Raw genomic sequence first — 16252 nt, forward strand, 5'->3', positions numbered from 1 at the left:
CAGCCCACAAGGGGCTGCCATTCGAACCGCAGGTGAGAAGTGGTGCCTTACAGCGGACGGCCTGCGGCGTTGCACACGCTGGCGTTGTTGATGTCCAGGTTGTTGCCTGTGGAGTTGGTGATGAAGTTCGCGGTCACAGCGTTTTTCCAGTTGGTCGGAACCGGAATGAAGCCGTGAGCGGCGGTGGCGACGGCATTGCCTGGCACGCTGTAGTGCTGGGTCAGGAAGGCTTTGACGTCAGCGGCAACAGCGGCATCCTTGTAGCACTGGCCGAAGATGAAGTTGGTGTAGGCCGCCATGGCATAACCGTTCGCAGGGTTGGCGACTACCGGGGACCATTGAGCAGGATTGTTCGGGCTGGTTGGCAGCGGCGCCGACGCCAATGCCGCGTTGACGTTGGCGCTGGTTGGCTGAACGCCGTTGATGCGAGCAACCACGGCGTTGCTCGAAGCGTTCACGCCGTCCGGACCGACATAACCGATCGAACCGTCGACCGCGTTCACGGCGGGTGCCACGTCAGCGGTGTTGGCGACGCCAACCCAGGTCGAAGGCACTGCCGAACCGGCCGGCAGACGAGCGTTGGTGAACGTGGTATTGACGGCGAACTGGGTCGGGCAGATCGAGTTCAAGTGACGGCTGAGGATCTCGGTGGTGCCGCTGGAAGCCGTGCGATACACAACGCGAATCGGGGTGGTATCGGAGGTGTTCAACAGCGCACCCCAGGTAGTCTTGGCGCCCGACAATGCGTCACACAGCTGAGCGCTGGTCAGGTTCAGGGTGGTGTTGCCAGCCTTTTTGTATGGGATCGCTACCGAGGTGGCAACCGATGGCAGCTGAATCAGCGGGCCGTAGGCAGTACCGAAGTTGGCGGTGTAGGTGCTGAGTTCCGAACCGCTGAGAATCGAATCGCTGGCAGCGAAGTGCACGGTGCCGGTGGTGCCGAATTGCGAAGCGGTGTTGGTCAGGAAAGCGCTTTTGCCGATGCCGCTACCGGTCACGGCGTAGCTGAAATTGGCAGGCAGGATGCTGTTGCTAGAGCCTTTGTACAGAGCGGCAGGCAGTGAGGCGCCACCACCGGTTACGTTGGCAGCCATGGCCTGGGCGGAAGCCAGGGCAGCGACGGTCAGGGAAGCTGCGATCAGAGTGCGCTTGAACATGAAGAATCTCCTTTTCAACTAGGTTGGGAACACAGGTTTTCGGATTGCTTGCATGACACTGGGAGGACTCACCGCTGACCTTCGCAAGCGGGGTCCGTGGTTAAGTCGCACTGAGAAATTCGCAGTTTCCGGTGACAGATAAAGGAAAAAACCTCGGGAGGTGCGAGGTGTTTTTCGGGGGATTTTCTCGGGTGTTCTGGTGGTTGTGCGGAGTGTCTACGGCACGCTTTTCGAGGGAATCGGCCGCAGCCCTTGAAGGGCCGTTGCAGATGACAGAGAGGAGAACCCGAGGATGCCTTTTTTCGCGCTCGGGTGAGATCTGGGCGCCGGCGAAAAAGTTGAAAAAACTACTGCACGAGTTGGTTGATCTCGATGATCGGCAACAACACCGCCATCACGATCACCAAAACCACCCCGCCCATCACCACGATCATCAGCGGTTCAAGCAACGCGGTCATGCCCATCGCCCGGCGCTCGATATCGCGGGACAGGGTTTGTGCGGCGCGTTCAAGCATCGGCGGCAATGCGCCGGTTTTCTCGCCGCTGGCGATCAGGTGAATCAGCACCGGCGGGAACACGTTTTCCACTTTCAGCGCTGCCGCCAGGTTGACGCCCTCGCGCACCTTGGCGGTGGCCTCATTGACGCTCAGGCTCAGACGATCATTCGACAAGGTCTGCCGCGCCGCTTCCAGTGCCCGCAACAAAGGCACCCCGGCGCCGCCGAGAATCGCCAGGGTCGAGGCGAATCGGGCGGTGTTCAGCCCCAGCACAAACCGCCCGATCAGCGGCAGCTTCAGCACCCGGTGATGCCAACTCAAGCGCGCCGCCGGGTTGCGCAAATACAGGCGCCAGCTCCAGAACGCACCGGCCATGATCCCGGCGCACAACCAGCCCCAGGCGCGAATGAAATCACTGGCATTGAGCATCGCCAGCGTCAGCCCCGGCAGATCCTGTCGTGCCTGGGAAAACGCGCTGACCACCTGCGGCACCACATAACTCAGCAGGAAAATCACAATGCCGATCGACACCAGCCCGACCACGCCCGGATAGATGAACGCGGTGAGAATCTTGCCGCGCAGGTTGTTGCGCTCCTCGATGTAATCCGCCAGCCGCTCCATCACCTCCGCCAGATCACCGGACTCCTCGCCCGCCGCAATCAGCGCCCGGTAAATCTCCGGAAAATCCCGTGGCCGCGCCGCCAGCGCTTCGGCCAGGCGCATGCCGCTGCGAACGTCGGCGCGAACGGCGCTGAGGGTGTGGGCGATGTGCTTTTTCTCGGCCTGCTCGACCGTGGCACTCAGCGCCGCTTCCAGCGGCAAACTGGCGCCGAGCAGGCTCGACAGCTGTCGCGTGGCCCACGCCAGATCGTTATCCGACAGCCGCGCACTGAACATTCCACCGCCGCCATTCTGGGAGACATTGCTTTCCTTCTCCACCGACAACGCCGTCAAGCCACGACCACGCAGCACGCCGAACGCGGCGCCCTGACTCTCCGCTTCCAGATGCCCGGATTCGATCTTGCCGCTGGCATCGGCGGCTTCAAAACGATAGCGATTCATCAGGCGTCCCGTGTCACACGAAGGATTTCTTCAGGGGCCGTGGCACCGCTGCGAATCCAGCGCTCACCGTCCTCGCGCAGGCTGAACATCCCGGCCTTGCTCGCCGCCGCACGTAACGCCTGCTCCCCTGCCCCTTGGTGAATCAACGTGCGGATGTCGTCATCGATGCAGAACAACTCGTGAATGCCGGTCCGACCGCTGTAACCGGTGTGATTGCACGCCGCACAACCCACCGGGCGCCAGGTGCCGGGCGTCGCGGGGTCTTCCTGTTTGCACTGATTGCACAGGCGCCGTACCAAGCGCTGGGCCAAAACCCCGAGCATCGACGAGGCCAGCAGAAACGGTTCGACGCCCATATCGACCAAGCGGTTGACCGCCGACACCGCGTCGTTGGTGTGCAAAGTTGCGAGCACCAAGTGACCAGTCAGCGAAGCCTGCACCGCGATCTGCGCGGTCTCCAAATCGCGGATCTCGCCGATCATGATGATGTCCGGGTCTTGCCGCAGAATCGCCCGCAAGGCCAGGGCAAACGTCATATCGATCTTGGCGTTGACCTGAATCTGGCTGATGCCCGGCAGGTCGTATTCCACCGGGTCTTCCACGGTGAGGATGTTGCTGGTGCTCGCATCAAGCCGCGCCAGTGCGGCATACAAACTGGTGGTCTTGCCGCTACCGGTCGGGCCAGTGACCAGCACGATGCCGTGGGGCTGGCGGATCAGGTGATCGAGTTTGGCCAGCACCTGCGCGTCCATGCCCAACGTTTCCAGATGCAGGCGCCCGGCCTGCTTGTCGAGCAGACGCATCACCACCCGCTCGCCATGACCGGTGGGCACGGTTGAAATACGAATATCGATCGGCCGCCCCGCTACGCGCAACGCAATGCGCCCGTCCTGCGGCAGGCGTTTTTCGGCGATATCGAGCTGCGCCATGATCTTGATCCGCGACACCAACGCACCGTGCAATGCCTTGCGCGGCGACACCACGTCGCGCAGGGTGCCGTCGACGCGGTAGCGCACCACCGAATGGGTTTCGAAGGGTTCGATATGAATGTCGCTGGCCTCATCCCGCGCCGCTTGAGTGAGCAAGGCGTTGATCATGCGGATCACCGGCGCGCCGTCCTGGGTGTCGAGCAGGTCAGTGATTTCCGGCATGTCCTGCATCAGGCGGTCGAGGTCAACTTCGTTTTCCGCCGCACCCACTACCGCCGCCGCGCTGCCGGTGTCGGCGTAGGCACTGGCGAGCAAACCGTCGAGTTCGTCATCGCGCACCCGCTCAAGCCTGGCCGCGCCGAACTGCCGGCGCACTTCAGTGATCGACCAGCCCGGCGTCGACGGGCACACCGTCAGCACGCCGTCGCGCAGCAGAATCCGCTGCGCCTTGGCCCAGGCGTAAGGCAATGCGCTCATTGCAGCGGCACCGCTTTGATGGTCGCGCGCGGGCCGGACACCGGTGCCGGCACGCCTTGGGCGGTGGCCGGTAATTGCGGCGCCTGCATGTCCGGCATCGCCCAGCTGTGCTCCGGTTGCAGACCGCCCTGGGCGCGGCGCATGAAGTCGTAACGGTTGAGCGTGATGCTGCGGCCCGCCGCGCTGTCGCGGATGATGTACGGGCGCAGGAACACCATCAGGTTGGTCTTGGTGATCGAGCGGCGTTCGTTGCGAAACAGCGCGCCCAGCCCCGGAATACTCGACAACCATGGCACCGCGTCATTGCTCTGGCTGTAGCCGTCCTGCAGCAGACCGCCGAGCACCATGATCTGCCCGTCATCGAGCAGGATGCTGGTGTCGAGCGCGCGTTTGCTGGTGACGATCCCCGCCGAGTTGGCTGCCGCCGAGGCGCGCTCGTCGATGCTGCTGACTTCCTGATAGATGTCGAGCTTCACCGTGCCGCCCTCGGATATCTGCGGCCGCACGTTGAGCTTCAAACCGACCTCTTCGCGGGTCACGGTCTGGAACGGGTTGTTGCTGGTGCCCCCGCCGCCGGTGACGTAGCTGCCGCTGACAAACGGGATGGTCTGGCCGACAAAAATGCTCGCCGCTTCGTTGTCCAGGGTCAGCAGGTTCGGCGTCGACAGCACGTTGGTGCCGCCCTTGCTCTTCAGCGCCCGGGCAAGCACTTTCAGGTCGAGAATCTTGCCGATGCCGGGGATGTCGACGGTGCCGTTGACGTAACCGAGGTTCAGGCCTTGCGGCAATACGTCGATGCTGGTCTTGCCGTTGACGTTGATCCCGGAGCCGCCAAGGTTGGCGCCGCCGATCACGCCGTTGCCGCCGAGGTTGCCGGTCTGCCATTGCACGCCGAATTCGCTGGCGTCGTCCTCGCCGACTTCGACGATCAGGCTTTCGATCACCACTTGCGCGCGGCGCTGGTCGAGCAAATCGATGACTTCGCGCAGGTTGCGGTACAGCGGTTCCGGCGCGGAAATCAGCAAGGTGTTGGTGGTCGCGTCCGCCTGAATGGTCACGCCGCCGGCGCTGAAGGCGACGTTCTGTTCGCTGCTCTGCGCATTGCTGCTGCCACTGGTGGCGCTGCTGCCCTGAGCGTAGCTGCCACCGGTACTGCCGCTGTTGGTGGTCGAAGTGCTGCCGTTGGTTTGCGTACCGCTCTGGCCGTTCTGCCCGCCGCCCGAGTTGGTGGAGCTGCCCATGTTGCTGAGCACCGAACGTGCATTGTCGCTGGTGCCGCTGTCGCTCTCGCCGGTCAATAAACCGCGCAGGGCCTGGGCCAGTTTGCCGGCCTGAGCGTTGCGCAGATACACAACATGCAGATTGCTCGGGTTGCTTTGCGCGTTGTCGAGTTTGTAGATCAGGTTGCGCGCCAGCTCCGTGCGCTCCGGGCTGCCGGCGCGGATGATGATGGTGTTGGAGCGTGGGTCGCCGATCACGGCGATTTTCTGGGTTGGATCGTTGCCCGGCGCGTCGAGCAGGTCGGCGACCATCGGCGCAATGTCGGCGGCGATGCCGTTCTGGATCTGCACCACGTCGGTGTCGATGGCGCTCGGGGTGTCGATGCCTTGAATCAGTTGCGCGACCCGTGTGAGGTTCTCCGCGTAGTCGGTGACGACGATGGTGTTGTTGCCCGGATAGGCGTTGATCGGGTTGTTCGGCGAGACGATCGGGCGCAGCACCGGGATCAGGTTCACCGCGTTCTCGTATTGCAGGCGGAACGTGCGGGTGAGCATGCCGTTGCCGGCCGGTTTGTCGGCGCTGTAAATCGGCCCGCCGAGCAACTTGGCGTCGGCCTCCGGCACCACCTGCGCCACGCCGCCGACGTCCACCACACTGAAACCCTGCATGCGCAGCGCCGCCAGCAGCATGTCGTAAGCCTGATGCGCCGGCACCTGGCCTTCGGAGACCAGCGTCAGGTTGCCCTTGACCCGAGGGTCGACCAGAAACTGCTGACCAGTCGAGCGCGACAACGCCCGCACCACCGCTTGAATATCCGCGTCGACAAAATTCAGCGTCACCGGTTGATCGCCCAACGGATTGGCCGGCAACGTCGTGCCCCGCGCCGAGCCGCCACTGCGAGCGCGTTCGGTGATGTTGTGCAATTGCTTCGGCGCCGGTTTGACCTGGGCCTGCGCGCGCTCGCGGTCGAGCACCGCGTCGCCACTGCGCTGGGTGTTGGCCAGCGGCCGGCCGAGCTCGCTGTCCACCAGCAGCGGCGGTTGATTCGGTGGCGTGGTGTTGCTGCACGCGCTCAATGCCATCAACAGCATCGGCAACGCCATGCGTTTGGATCCTGACCCCTTCATGAAGCTTCCTTAGCGCCCAGCGCCTGATCCATGCGTACGGTGCCCGACAGAGTGCCGGCGGTGTCATCGGTCGCGGCGTCGTCTGCGCGTTGCAGACGGGCCTCGACCACTTGCAGTGAAAAATTCCGGGGTTGGCTCAGCAGCCAGTCGAGCACGGCGTCGGCCGGTGCCGCGTCGAACGTCAATTGCCAGCCAGTGGACGCGGTCACCAATTGGTAATGGCCGCCCAGTCCGCTGGCCTGCAAGGTCTGTTGCAGCGATTGCTCGAGGTTCTGCCCGTCCGGGCGCACGCTGACGTCGCGCAACAGCACTTCAAGCGCTTCGGCCTGGGCGCGCAATTTCGGGATCTCGACTTGCGACGCGGCGATCTTCTTCAGCGGCGGCTGAATCAACGCCACCCACACAAACAGCCCCAGCAACAGCGCCGCCATGCCGCCGACCATGCGTTTTTCACGCAGGGCCAACGGCTGCCAGCGGGCCTTTAGCTGAGCATTGAAGCGCTGCCAACCGGCGCGGTATTTCGCAAGCGATGGGCTATTCATCTTCGGCTCCGCTGCTGTCGTCGTTGTCGGTGGCGGCGGTCGCCTCGCCGGCCGGGCGCAGGACCCAGCCGTCGTCATTCGGGCTGATGCTGATGCCGGCCTGGGCCAGCGTGCCTTGCCAATCCTTGTCGTCGCCCGAACGCCGGGCCTCGGGCAGCAGACTCAATTGCAACGCGCCGTCGACGAATTCCAGCCGCTGCACCGTGCCCGCCATGGACGGCATGCCGCTGCCGGCCTGCGACACCAGTCGCGTGAAGTCCTGCCCCGGCGCATCCACCGCGCCTTGCTGACGCGCCGCAATTTGCTGACGGGCCTGTTGCAGCGGATTGAGGATCACCGGCAATTCGGGGAACGCCTGCTTCACCCGCTGCGCCATCTGCGCCTTGAGCTGCTGGCCCTGCGCGGCCTCGCGGGCGGCGTACAGGTTCAAACCGATCACCCACACCGCCAATGCCAGCGCGCAACAACCGAGCGCCCTGCCCCAGCCGCGATGCTCGGTGCCCGGTTGCTGGAGGCCGCCGTGCAGGCCCCAGTTCGGCAACGGGCCGGTGTTACGCTGCGTGTCGGGCAATGTTGATTGCACCGCTTCGGGCGCGCCGTCACCGATCCAGTGCGCCGGCAGACCGGTTTCCAGTAGCCATGCCTCGTCGATCATCGGCTGCACCTGCGCCGCATTCGGGCCGTGGCGCAGCAACAGATGATCGTCGCTCAGGCAGCCGACGCCGCCCGCCATCACCGGCAAACTGTAGGCCGCGGGGTACAGACCTTTGAGGTTCAAACCGAATTGCCCGAGGTGCTGCAAATCCTTGCGTGCTACCCAGGCAATCTGCACCTGGCCGCTTTCATTGCGAGCGCTGTGGGCGATGTGCATCTCGGCGCTGTCGCCGAGCATCAAGGCCTGCGCCGCACATTGCACAGCGGCGGCGGTTTTGCTCGCGGGCAACGGCGGCAGATCGATGCTCGCCAACAGGCTGTCCGACGGGTGCAGAAAACACACCAGCGGTTGCTTCGGCAACGCGCCAAGCCGCACGCGGTCCTGGCGAACGACCTGCCCCTGGCGATCCAGCCACGCACAATCCACTTCACTGTCGAGACCCAGCTCCGCCAGCGGCGGCAAACTCACGCGCAACTGGCTCATACACCCACCCGCGACCAGATCACTTGCGGCAAACGATCCTGACTGCGATGCAGCAACGCATCGAGGCTCACCCGCCGCTGATCCCGCCGCGCCTGCCCGCGCAGCCGGAACCAGTCGCTGGTGATGCCGACCTTGACGCTGGTGATCTCCAATTGCGGCAGCCGCAGCCGATTGACGAAATCCCCGCGATTGATAAACCAGCGCCCGGCGTCACGCTCATTGATCAACGCCTGCGCCCGCTCCAGCGACAGCCCCGGCACATATGCCGCCAACACAGGCGCCGTGGCCGTGTTGCCGTTGAGCCAGGTGGTCGCCGGAATCACCGTCAGGTACGGCGCCAGTTTCGCCAACAGCGCATCGTTGACCCCGTCGACACTGCGCAAATCCTCAAGCGTGCGCAGCATCGGCAAGGTCGGCGATTGCGGTTTGCGCGACGCGGACGGCGACGTCGCGCGCCCACTGTCGAAGGTGTTTTTCGCCACAGGCTTGTCCACCACTTGGGCATTCAACAGGTGCGGATACGAGCCGATCACCCGCTGACTGATGCGCCGGCTCAAGCCGTTGCTGACACCAATCAACTCGCACAAGCGCTCGAACGCCTGCACCTGCGCGTCATCGATTCGCTCGTTGGCCACCAGATTGCGCAGGTTGAACTTGCCCTGCTCGTCTTCCAGCCGCCCCTCGAAACCCTGGGTGTTCAACCGCTGCGCCCAGGGTTGATCGAGTCGGGTCAGCGGATCGCGTTGCCGCGCATCCCACAACAATTGCCGGCTGATCTCCAACCCGCCGTGCAACACCCAACGGCCCTGCACGCGCAGTTGTTCGGCTTCCAGCGCCCGGGTCGAAACGCTCTGGCGCGTCAGCATGCCGGCGGCAATCACCGCGACCACCGCCGCGATCAGCAGCGCACTGATAATCGCCATCCCCTGCTGGTTCGATTGGCTGTTCATGACCGGCCTTACAACTGCCAGGAACCAATGTCGGCATTCACACCGTCGCCGTCAGGCTGGCCGTCGGCGCCGAGGGAAAAGATGTCGATCTCGCCGTTGGCACCGGGATTGAGGTACTGATAAGGACGACCCCACGGGTCATTCGGCAGGCGCTCAAGGTACGAACGCCAGTTGGTGTTCTTCGCATCGGCCGGCCGCTCCACCAACACCTTCAAGCCCTGGTTCTGATTCGGATAAGTGCCGTGATCAAGGCGATACAGCTTCAGCGCCTGCATCAACCCGCCAATGTCCTGCTTCGCCGCCGTCGCCCGCGCCTGATCCGGCCGGTCGAGCACTTTCGGCACCACCATCGCCGCCAGAATCCCGAGAATCACCACCACCACCATGATCTCGATCAGCGTAAAACCCTGCTGCCCACGGGGCATCCGGCTCGGTCGACTGGGCTGTTTGAATTGCGCGATATCCATCTCGTCATTCCCTGGCTTGATTCGATTCGACGCGCAGTGTTGCAAGAAGATATGTCAGGGATGTTGAAAATCCTCGGGTGTTTTCGTCGTCAAGCCGTCAAGCACGGGCGTTAGCGTCAAGGGCTGCCCCACTGCCCGAGCCCCCGATGCGCACCCCCTCCCCGCAAGCCGGATTCACCCTGATTGAAGTGCTCGTCGCGCTGGCGATCATCGCCGTCGCCATGTCCGCCGCCGTGCGCGTGGCGGGGTTGATGACGCAGAGCAGCGGGATATTGCGGGATCGTTCGATTGCGATGATTGCGGCGCAAAGTCGGATGGCTGAACTCCGGTTGGAAGGGAGATTGCCGATGGGGGTTAAGGCGATGGAGTGTGATCAAGGGAGGTTGTTGTTGCGGTGTGAGCAGGTGATTGGGGGGGCGGAGAATGGGCGGTTGTTGAAGGTTGGTGTGCAAGTCTTCGATCGCAGCCAGGAGGCGCCGGCGTTGGCGAGGGTTGAGACGTTGTTGAGCAGACCGCAGGACTAAGGCCAATGGCGATTTGCCTGTCTAATCGATTTCCTGAGAGGCTGTTTTCTGAAAGTATGCAGGTCTCCGTTTTCCGTGTCCTAGCGACACCTTTTGGATCAGTACAAACCTCATGGATTTTGATCACAACCTGCCTCAACCTGGTGACATCCTGCTACTGAGAGGAAAGAGCCTGTTTACCAAGCCGAATATGGTGGCTCAATCGATCACACGGTTACAAAAATCAAGCTATTCACATGTCGCCATTGTTACCGGGCAGAACATGATCATGGATGCAACGCCAGGCACTGGCATAACCCTGCGTCAATGGGATGAGGTGAGTCATACCTACGACGTCGCCAATTCGTTGTTGGTCAGGCATAGAACCGCTGACCCGTTGGCGACTCAGGATCTGGTTCGACGAGCGAATTACTACTACGGCCAGAAGTACAAATTAATTGCCTTAATAGGGAATGAACCGACTTTTTCGGATAATAAAGGAATCGTGTGTTCACAGTTCGTCGCGCAGGTATACCAGGACTGCAATCTACGCTGCTCAGAAAAGCCATGTCGTAAAACTCTCCCGACAGATATCCATACCTTTGTCACGTCAAACCCGGAGTGGATTCAACGGCCCCTATCTGAAGTCGAAATTGGACTGAGCCATTACACTGATGAGATCAATCATTCCTTGGCATATTCGACTCACCAAATGGATAACTATGTTGCGGCTTCTGTTAAGCAGGCGTTTGATTTTAGCCGCATGTTTCATAAATTAACCGCGCACATCGCGGATCTGACTGACACGGTCAATGTCACGAACGGTGGTTTGATCCCTGTTACCCTGAGGATGGCCACCTCCTCCAAGACCGACATTTCCATCGAACACCTCAGTGCCTCATGGCGCCAATATTTTCTCGAGCCAAAAGCCAAGGCCACGTTCCTTCATGAGGACGGCCCGGCAGCTGACAAGCAGGTAACGGTCTTTATAAAAACATGTGAAATTGTAAAGCAGCATACCAATGCAGCAGACGAAGCATCGAATCAGCTGCAAATTTTAATGAGCACGTTTGAAGAACTTTCAAAGTCTCTGTCCCCTGCCCCTACTGAAGACGAAATTCGAACTTGGACTGCTAGCCATCTTGAGTTCAGGGCAAGTGCACAACATCAAATAGATATTCTGGACTGGATCTTCAACTCCAACCCCAACAATATTGATTTCGTCAAAAAATTTGATTTCCAGGCACTTATGGAGGAGTACGGTAAAAACCCGAGGCCCGACTACAAGGAAGCGCTAGATACACTCTCTATCATTGCCAACTATTGTCTGCTTTGCGATTGCTGGATAAAGCAGCGCCCACACTATGCTCAAATAATGAGCGCCCACGATGCTGCGGATGATCTGACGAAGCAGTAGATCCTGATTTTTTGATAAGAACCGAAGTAAAACCTCAGAGATCGGTGGAAACGCTGAAGCGATTGGTTGGAGCAAAGCGCAAGGTCGCCAAGTGGTTGGCGACCCATAAAGGCAACGACAGGATCTCGAGCAAGGCATCAATGCCTGAACATGATGCCGCCGCTGGCCAGGCTGGAGATTTTGCTCAACCACACGACCAAATGCATCAAGCCGATCAGGTTTTTAATACCCCGCCTCCCGCACCGAGAATAACCAGAAGCACGACATCCGCAGGATTAGGCGTTCCTGCATAGAGAACACCCGAACTTCTATAGCCGGAAATCCTGACAAGGTTGCCGCCCAGGCTGCCAGTGAAATCGATCGCACCGTTCACACAACCACCGTCCGTAAGGTCGATCATGTTACCGACGCCGCGCATCCGAATACCCGCGTAATTGGGGTTCACCGCTGCCGCTGTCGCGCCGAGCACACCACTGATCTTGTTCGCCGTCCCATGGTTATCAATGCAATAGGTGCCACGGGGCGCGTAGTAATCGCAGTCGCTGAATGAGTTCTGGTTGCTGTGTATGACGAGTGGGCAATGACCGCCCTCAAAGTGTGAGTTGACGGCCGTACAACCGGGTGCCGATTTTTCGATATAAACCGACGCCGCTGGAACATTGCTGGTAGAAGAACGGTTCCAGGGATGCAGGTTATCCGCTCTGAAGTTCCTGAGCGCATACAGTCCGTACCAGGCGTTATCTTTCGATACCCCGCAGTCCAGCAGCGTGACGTTGGTCATCGCGGAGTCGGTTGGCCCGTTGTACAACCAGCCATGCTGACCCGTCGTATCAATCAGAATGTCTTCGTACGTACTTTCAAAACCCAGCTTGCGCTCACCGTCAATGATGTCGAAATCAGTGATCAGGCCATGGGAGGCAGACTGTGTAATCGTCACCTGCCGCAGATTCTGCTTGGCGCCTTTGAGTGCAAAGGTGTTCCCGTTGGTGTTATTGGCGCGGTTGCCGTCGAACTGCATACCGACAATCGAAACGTTGTTCGTGTTGATGTTGAAGTTCGAAGAGATGAAATCCGTGTTCAGGCCATTCTTGGCCTTGAGTATCGTAAAGAACTGCCCTTTACCGACCCAGGACATGTTCGGAATGATCTGGATGTACTCGCAGATGTAAGTGCCGTAACCCCACACGATTCTCGCGCCTGCGGCAGTGACTGCTGCAATCGCCGGGTTCAGCGTCTTTTGCTCATTCAGAACGCCATCTCGCCTGAATCCACACTGCTCAGCGGTGACATCACCGTCGTGCATCAACTTCCATTGGCCACCATCGTTCGCCTTGATGACCATGGGGATCGCCTGGTCGGTCGTCGTGCCTGTTGTGTCCAAAACGTACTCAGCGTGCCCTCCATCTCCGCGAGCATGAAAGCCAAGCGTTGAAACCTTCTTGTACGTGGCCGAACTCACGGCGTACAGATCATCGAGGGTATCGACCGTGATGCAGTCAATCTGGGCGGCGAGGTTTGTGGTGTTTCCTGTCATTGGGCATAAATCCTTTTGCGTAGGGAAAGCCCCGCGTCTGGCGGGGCTCGGTGGCAACCTGACTTGTTGAGGAAGGGTTGCGGTGGGGTTGAAGAGATTTTTTAGGCGGCCCGTGGAGCCGGTTTGGAAGCAAGAATATGCATTTGCGCATACATAATCAATGCACATATGCATATCTGTTTTGATTACCCCAAAACGCTGATTGCCGATGGCATGGAGCGCGATCCGACGATTTGAGCGCTTGCCCCGTGAATCCATAGTCGCCTCAGTCGTTCTGGTCGATGTATGACGCCAGACACCTCGGTCGGCCCCCTCTCCCTCCGGGCGGTCCGACGTTTCGGGAGGGCTGGGGTGAGGGCCGCTTGTTGAATCACCCGTTTACCCACCCCAAAAACCACGTTTAAAAGACACCAACCGTTACCTCCTCAAGGCTACACAACCTTGCGTCATTACCTACGACTACGCCAGAATCCGCCGGCTTGTGCGTCTAGTGCGCGGGTCTTATCGTTTCCGGGTCACTGAAAAACAGTGATCGGGTTTGGTAGCCCGACCTCCCATATGACGCATAACGTCACCTAGCGCAGATGCCCTTTCGGCATCCGTCTTATGGTGGCCATGCGCAGGGCGCCCTCGGGCGCGCCGGATTTTCCATATGGGCCGGTCTACCAACCTTCGTATGGCCACCACCACTCGTTTGGTAGCGAGAGTGATGGCTCCTTAAGTCCCATATGGAGCTACATCTATGTTCAAACCAACACCAAACCCACCGGAAACCGATCCAGTTTCTCCCTACAAATTCCCCGATTCCCGAACGCTCAACGAAGCCGCCGAACGCGCGCTCGATCACTACCTCACACCGCAGCAACGGATCATGGGCAGCCATCACAAACACGACCCCATGTACCTGGCCAACCCGGCCTACAACACTGAATCCCTCTTGGCCAACGCCAGCGAATCATTGGGATCGGCCAGCGAAATGCTCAACAACTTTGCGGCCACGCTGGAGCCGGCTCATCGCAAAACCGCGATCGGGATTGCGCAGCTGGTGATGTTGAGTGAGTTGGCGGTGAATCAGGCGTTGGATCATGTTGAGGTGAAGGCGTAAGCATCTGAGTGCTGTAGCTCAATAGACGAAAAGAAAATGGCCGAGGTTGTCAGGTGTGACTGACGACCTCGGCCAAATGCGTTTTTCTCTGTACCAAAAGCTTCAACCGATCCGAACGCAAAGGCGATACGGGCTACTCGCTTCAAGATCATTCCCAACCCGTCAACCAAAGAATTGTAAGAATTGTTGAGCGCAACATTTGCCTCAGGCATCCTGTGCGACGCAAACGCACAGGGTGGCGGATTTTTGATACTCCCGCTCTGCCAAACGTTTGATGTTCGCACTCTCTCAGTGGCCGGAATTTCTAATCCAATCAGGCCAAGGACAACTGAATTTTTGAAAAGGAATTTCCCGTGAGTGGCAAACCTGCAGCCCGAGTAACAGATCCCACCAGTTGCCCACTCCCGGGGCACGGCGCAAATCCAATTGTCAGCGGCTCTGTTAAATGCAACTAAAAATATTAGCCATCAGCCTTTTATGTTGCGTCAGTTTATTTTCTAACGCTGCCGACCTTCCTATCAAAGAGGGCATGCCATTTTCGGAAGCCCGAAAAGCTTTGATCAAAAATGGCTGGAAGCCGAATCCGACCTACTCAGGTGAGTTCGGGATTGAAAGCGTCATCCAAAGAAAGGGCTTCAGTGAAATCGAGTCTTGCACGGAAGGCGTCCGTTACTGCAGCTTCAACTACATCAAGAACGGAGATTGTTTAGGTGTAGGAACTGTCGGCGAAGAAGTCAAAGACATGAAAATTTATTCCTGGATCTTCAAATGCCCTGAAAAGGATTGAAGCCAGAAATCAAAGGGGACAGAAATCTGTTCTTTTTTGGAACGATCAAATGAAGACCACGACCCTCCTGCTCCTCGCAATGTATTGCACGGGTACAAGCTTTGCGTTTGCCGGCGGCTCGCAATCGACAAATGACAAGCACGGGACAGCAGGCATCACCGTCGGTGAGCCTTTGGAGTCGGCCAGATCCAAGTTGATCAAACAAGGATGGAAGCCAACCCGCATGCACACCAGCGATGGCTATGAATACAGCGGTGTAGAGCGCGAGCTGGCAGCACGCAATTTCCTGGAACTCGATACCTGCTCGTTTGATAGCTCGCGCTGCATCCTGTTCTATTCAAAGAAAGGTGCCTGTTTGCGCGTTGACACCATGGGTGAACAGCTCAAAGGCATGACGGTTACGCGATGGGCCGAAGAATGTCCTGATGCTCCTTTAGAGCAAGATAGCGGCGACGCGGGTTAAGAAACAAAGGGGACCGAATGAAATAATTCAGTCCCCTTCCCCCTCTTTCCTCCCTAAATCCCTGTGGGAGCGAGCTTGCTCGCGAAGGCGTCAGAATTGATACCAGCTTAATCAGCAGGTGATCCCGATGTCTGCTTGACCGGCATTTGCAAATTATCCAACGCCCGATTCACCGCCAGCTCCCCGAGCATGATCAACTGCGCAATGCCCACCAACGCTCGACGCTGCGAAGCCGGCACCAGACTGGCGATGTTCTGGGCAATGGTTTGGGCCGAAGCGAGTGTTTCACTGGCATCAATCAGCAGTTCTTCGTTTTTGTTGTCCGCAGTCACGGCATACATCCCGCGGGTTCTGCGTGGGGGCGGCGTGGAGCCGGGCGGACAGAGGTAATGGTCGAGCGCGCGGTCAGCGGCTTCGTGGAGTTTTTTGGAATCGATGGATTCGTAGGGGGAAACCGAGTCGGTTTCGGGCGGGTTGGGTGTTGGTTTGATCATGGTGAAGCTCCATTTTTATACCTGGTGGAACCACCAACACCTGTCGCTAAACAAGTAAGGGTGGCAGCTGTACGCGGGTTAGCGAACCGAGAGGTATAAGACCCGGCAGACCCGAAGGTCTCCCACGCACAGCCACCATATCGTCATCGCAAAAATCTGCGACGAACTGGAGCGTCGTTGAACTTATACCTGGTCAGGTCGCTAAACCCGATCGCTGGGTTGCCAGCGACCCATAGACGATAAAGACCAGGTACAAAGCGCACAAGCCGGCGGATTCTGGCGTAGCTGTAGGCAACGGCGCAAGGATATGTAGCCTGAGAGAGTGTCTGGAGATGTCTTTTTAAACGTTCGTGTTTATCGGAATTCTCATTGCGTCTCGGAT

Annotated in this window: 15 protein-coding genes and 1 pseudogene; 6 read left to right on the top strand and 10 right to left on the bottom strand. The window is 59.3% G+C overall.

Features of this window, described 5'->3' with window-relative positions:
• Positions 1-47: 47 nt before the first annotated feature.
• The 8 genes from AC1Q9F_RS04260 to gspG all read right to left on the bottom strand — a co-directional run bounded on the left by AC1Q9F_RS04260 (position 48) and on the right by gspG (position 9567).
• Positions 48-1157, bottom strand: a complete 1110-nt coding sequence (locus AC1Q9F_RS04260) for a substrate-binding domain-containing protein (RefSeq protein WP_179694688.1) — start codon at positions 1155-1157, stop codon at positions 48-50.
• Between the two features lie 347 nt (positions 1158-1504).
• Positions 1505-2716 carry a type II secretion system inner membrane protein GspF gene (gene gspF / locus AC1Q9F_RS04265; RefSeq protein ID WP_492618858.1) on the bottom strand — a complete coding sequence of 404 codons (1212 nt, stop codon included), beginning with the start codon at positions 2714-2716 and terminating at the stop codon, positions 1505-1507.
• Entirely contained in the window at positions 2716-4122 is a 1407-nt protein-coding gene (gene gspE / locus AC1Q9F_RS04270) for a type II secretion system ATPase GspE (RefSeq protein ID WP_492618857.1), read from the bottom strand. The genes gspF and gspE overlap by 1 nt, the downstream gene beginning before the upstream one ends.
• Positions 4119-6470: a type II secretion system secretin GspD gene (gspD, locus tag AC1Q9F_RS04275; RefSeq protein ID WP_492618856.1), complete on the bottom strand. Its 2352-nt coding sequence runs from the start codon at positions 6468-6470 to the stop codon at positions 4119-4121. The genes gspE and gspD overlap by 4 nt, the downstream gene beginning before the upstream one ends.
• A complete protein-coding gene (locus AC1Q9F_RS04280; protein WP_492618855.1) occupies positions 6467-7012 on the bottom strand; it encodes a type II secretion system protein M in 546 nt (181 codons plus the stop codon). The genes gspD and AC1Q9F_RS04280 overlap by 4 nt, the downstream gene beginning before the upstream one ends.
• A complete protein-coding gene (gene gspL / locus AC1Q9F_RS04285; RefSeq protein ID WP_492618854.1) occupies positions 7005-8150 on the bottom strand; it encodes a type II secretion system protein GspL in 1146 nt (381 codons plus the stop codon). Before gspL ends, AC1Q9F_RS04280 begins: the two co-directional genes overlap by 8 nt.
• Positions 8147-9100, bottom strand: a complete 954-nt coding sequence (gspK, locus tag AC1Q9F_RS04290; RefSeq protein WP_492618853.1) for a type II secretion system minor pseudopilin GspK — start codon at positions 9098-9100, stop codon at positions 8147-8149. The genes gspL and gspK overlap by 4 nt, the downstream gene beginning before the upstream one ends.
• An 8-nt stretch (positions 9101-9108) precedes the next feature.
• Positions 9109-9567: a type II secretion system major pseudopilin GspG gene (gene gspG / locus AC1Q9F_RS04295; RefSeq protein WP_492618852.1), complete on the bottom strand. Its 459-nt coding sequence runs from the start codon at positions 9565-9567 to the stop codon at positions 9109-9111.
• A gap of 146 nt (positions 9568-9713) precedes the next feature.
• On the opposite strand from gspG, the gene gspI reads away from it, so the two are divergent.
• Together gspI and AC1Q9F_RS04305 are read left to right on the top strand one after the other, a co-directional pair.
• A complete protein-coding gene (gspI, locus tag AC1Q9F_RS04300; RefSeq protein WP_492618851.1) occupies positions 9714-10091 on the top strand; it encodes a type II secretion system minor pseudopilin GspI in 378 nt (125 codons plus the stop codon).
• 112 nt (positions 10092-10203) lie between these two features.
• Positions 10204-11487 (top strand): hypothetical protein, encoded by a 1284-nt coding sequence (locus AC1Q9F_RS04305; RefSeq protein ID WP_492618850.1) that lies wholly within the window; start codon positions 10204-10206, stop codon positions 11485-11487.
• Between the two features lie 214 nt (positions 11488-11701).
• On the opposite strand, the gene AC1Q9F_RS04310 is transcribed toward AC1Q9F_RS04305, so the two are convergent.
• Complete coding sequence (locus AC1Q9F_RS04310; RefSeq protein WP_492618849.1) at positions 11702-13021, bottom strand: hypothetical protein; 1320 nt, start codon at positions 13019-13021, stop codon at positions 11702-11704.
• A gap of 742 nt (positions 13022-13763) precedes the next feature.
• Between AC1Q9F_RS04310 and AC1Q9F_RS04315 the strand changes: the two genes are divergently transcribed.
• From AC1Q9F_RS04315 to AC1Q9F_RS04330, 4 genes and pseudogenes are all read left to right on the top strand, one after another.
• Positions 13764-14126, top strand: coding sequence for a DUF6124 family protein (locus tag AC1Q9F_RS04315; RefSeq protein WP_007959368.1), 363 nt, complete (start codon positions 13764-13766; stop codon positions 14124-14126).
• A gap of 353 nt (positions 14127-14479) precedes the next feature.
• Positions 14480-14566 (top strand): annotated as a pseudogene (locus AC1Q9F_RS04320) (PAAR domain-containing protein); the annotation flags it as partial.
• A 5-nt stretch (positions 14567-14571) separates the two neighbouring features.
• Positions 14572-14913 carry a hypothetical protein gene (locus tag AC1Q9F_RS04325; protein ID WP_492618848.1) on the top strand — a complete coding sequence of 114 codons (342 nt, stop codon included), beginning with the start codon at positions 14572-14574 and terminating at the stop codon, positions 14911-14913.
• 49 nt (positions 14914-14962) lie between these two features.
• Entirely contained in the window at positions 14963-15376 is a 414-nt protein-coding gene (locus tag AC1Q9F_RS04330; protein WP_492618847.1) for a hypothetical protein, read from the top strand.
• A gap of 107 nt (positions 15377-15483) precedes the next feature.
• On the opposite strand, the gene AC1Q9F_RS04335 is transcribed toward AC1Q9F_RS04330, so the two are convergent.
• Positions 15484-15870, bottom strand: coding sequence for a DUF6124 family protein (locus tag AC1Q9F_RS04335; protein WP_492618846.1), 387 nt, complete (start codon positions 15868-15870; stop codon positions 15484-15486).
• Positions 15871-16252: the final 382 nt, after the last annotated feature.

The sequence above is a fragment of the Pseudomonas sp. GW823-FHT04A03 genome (genome assembly GCF_058796615.1).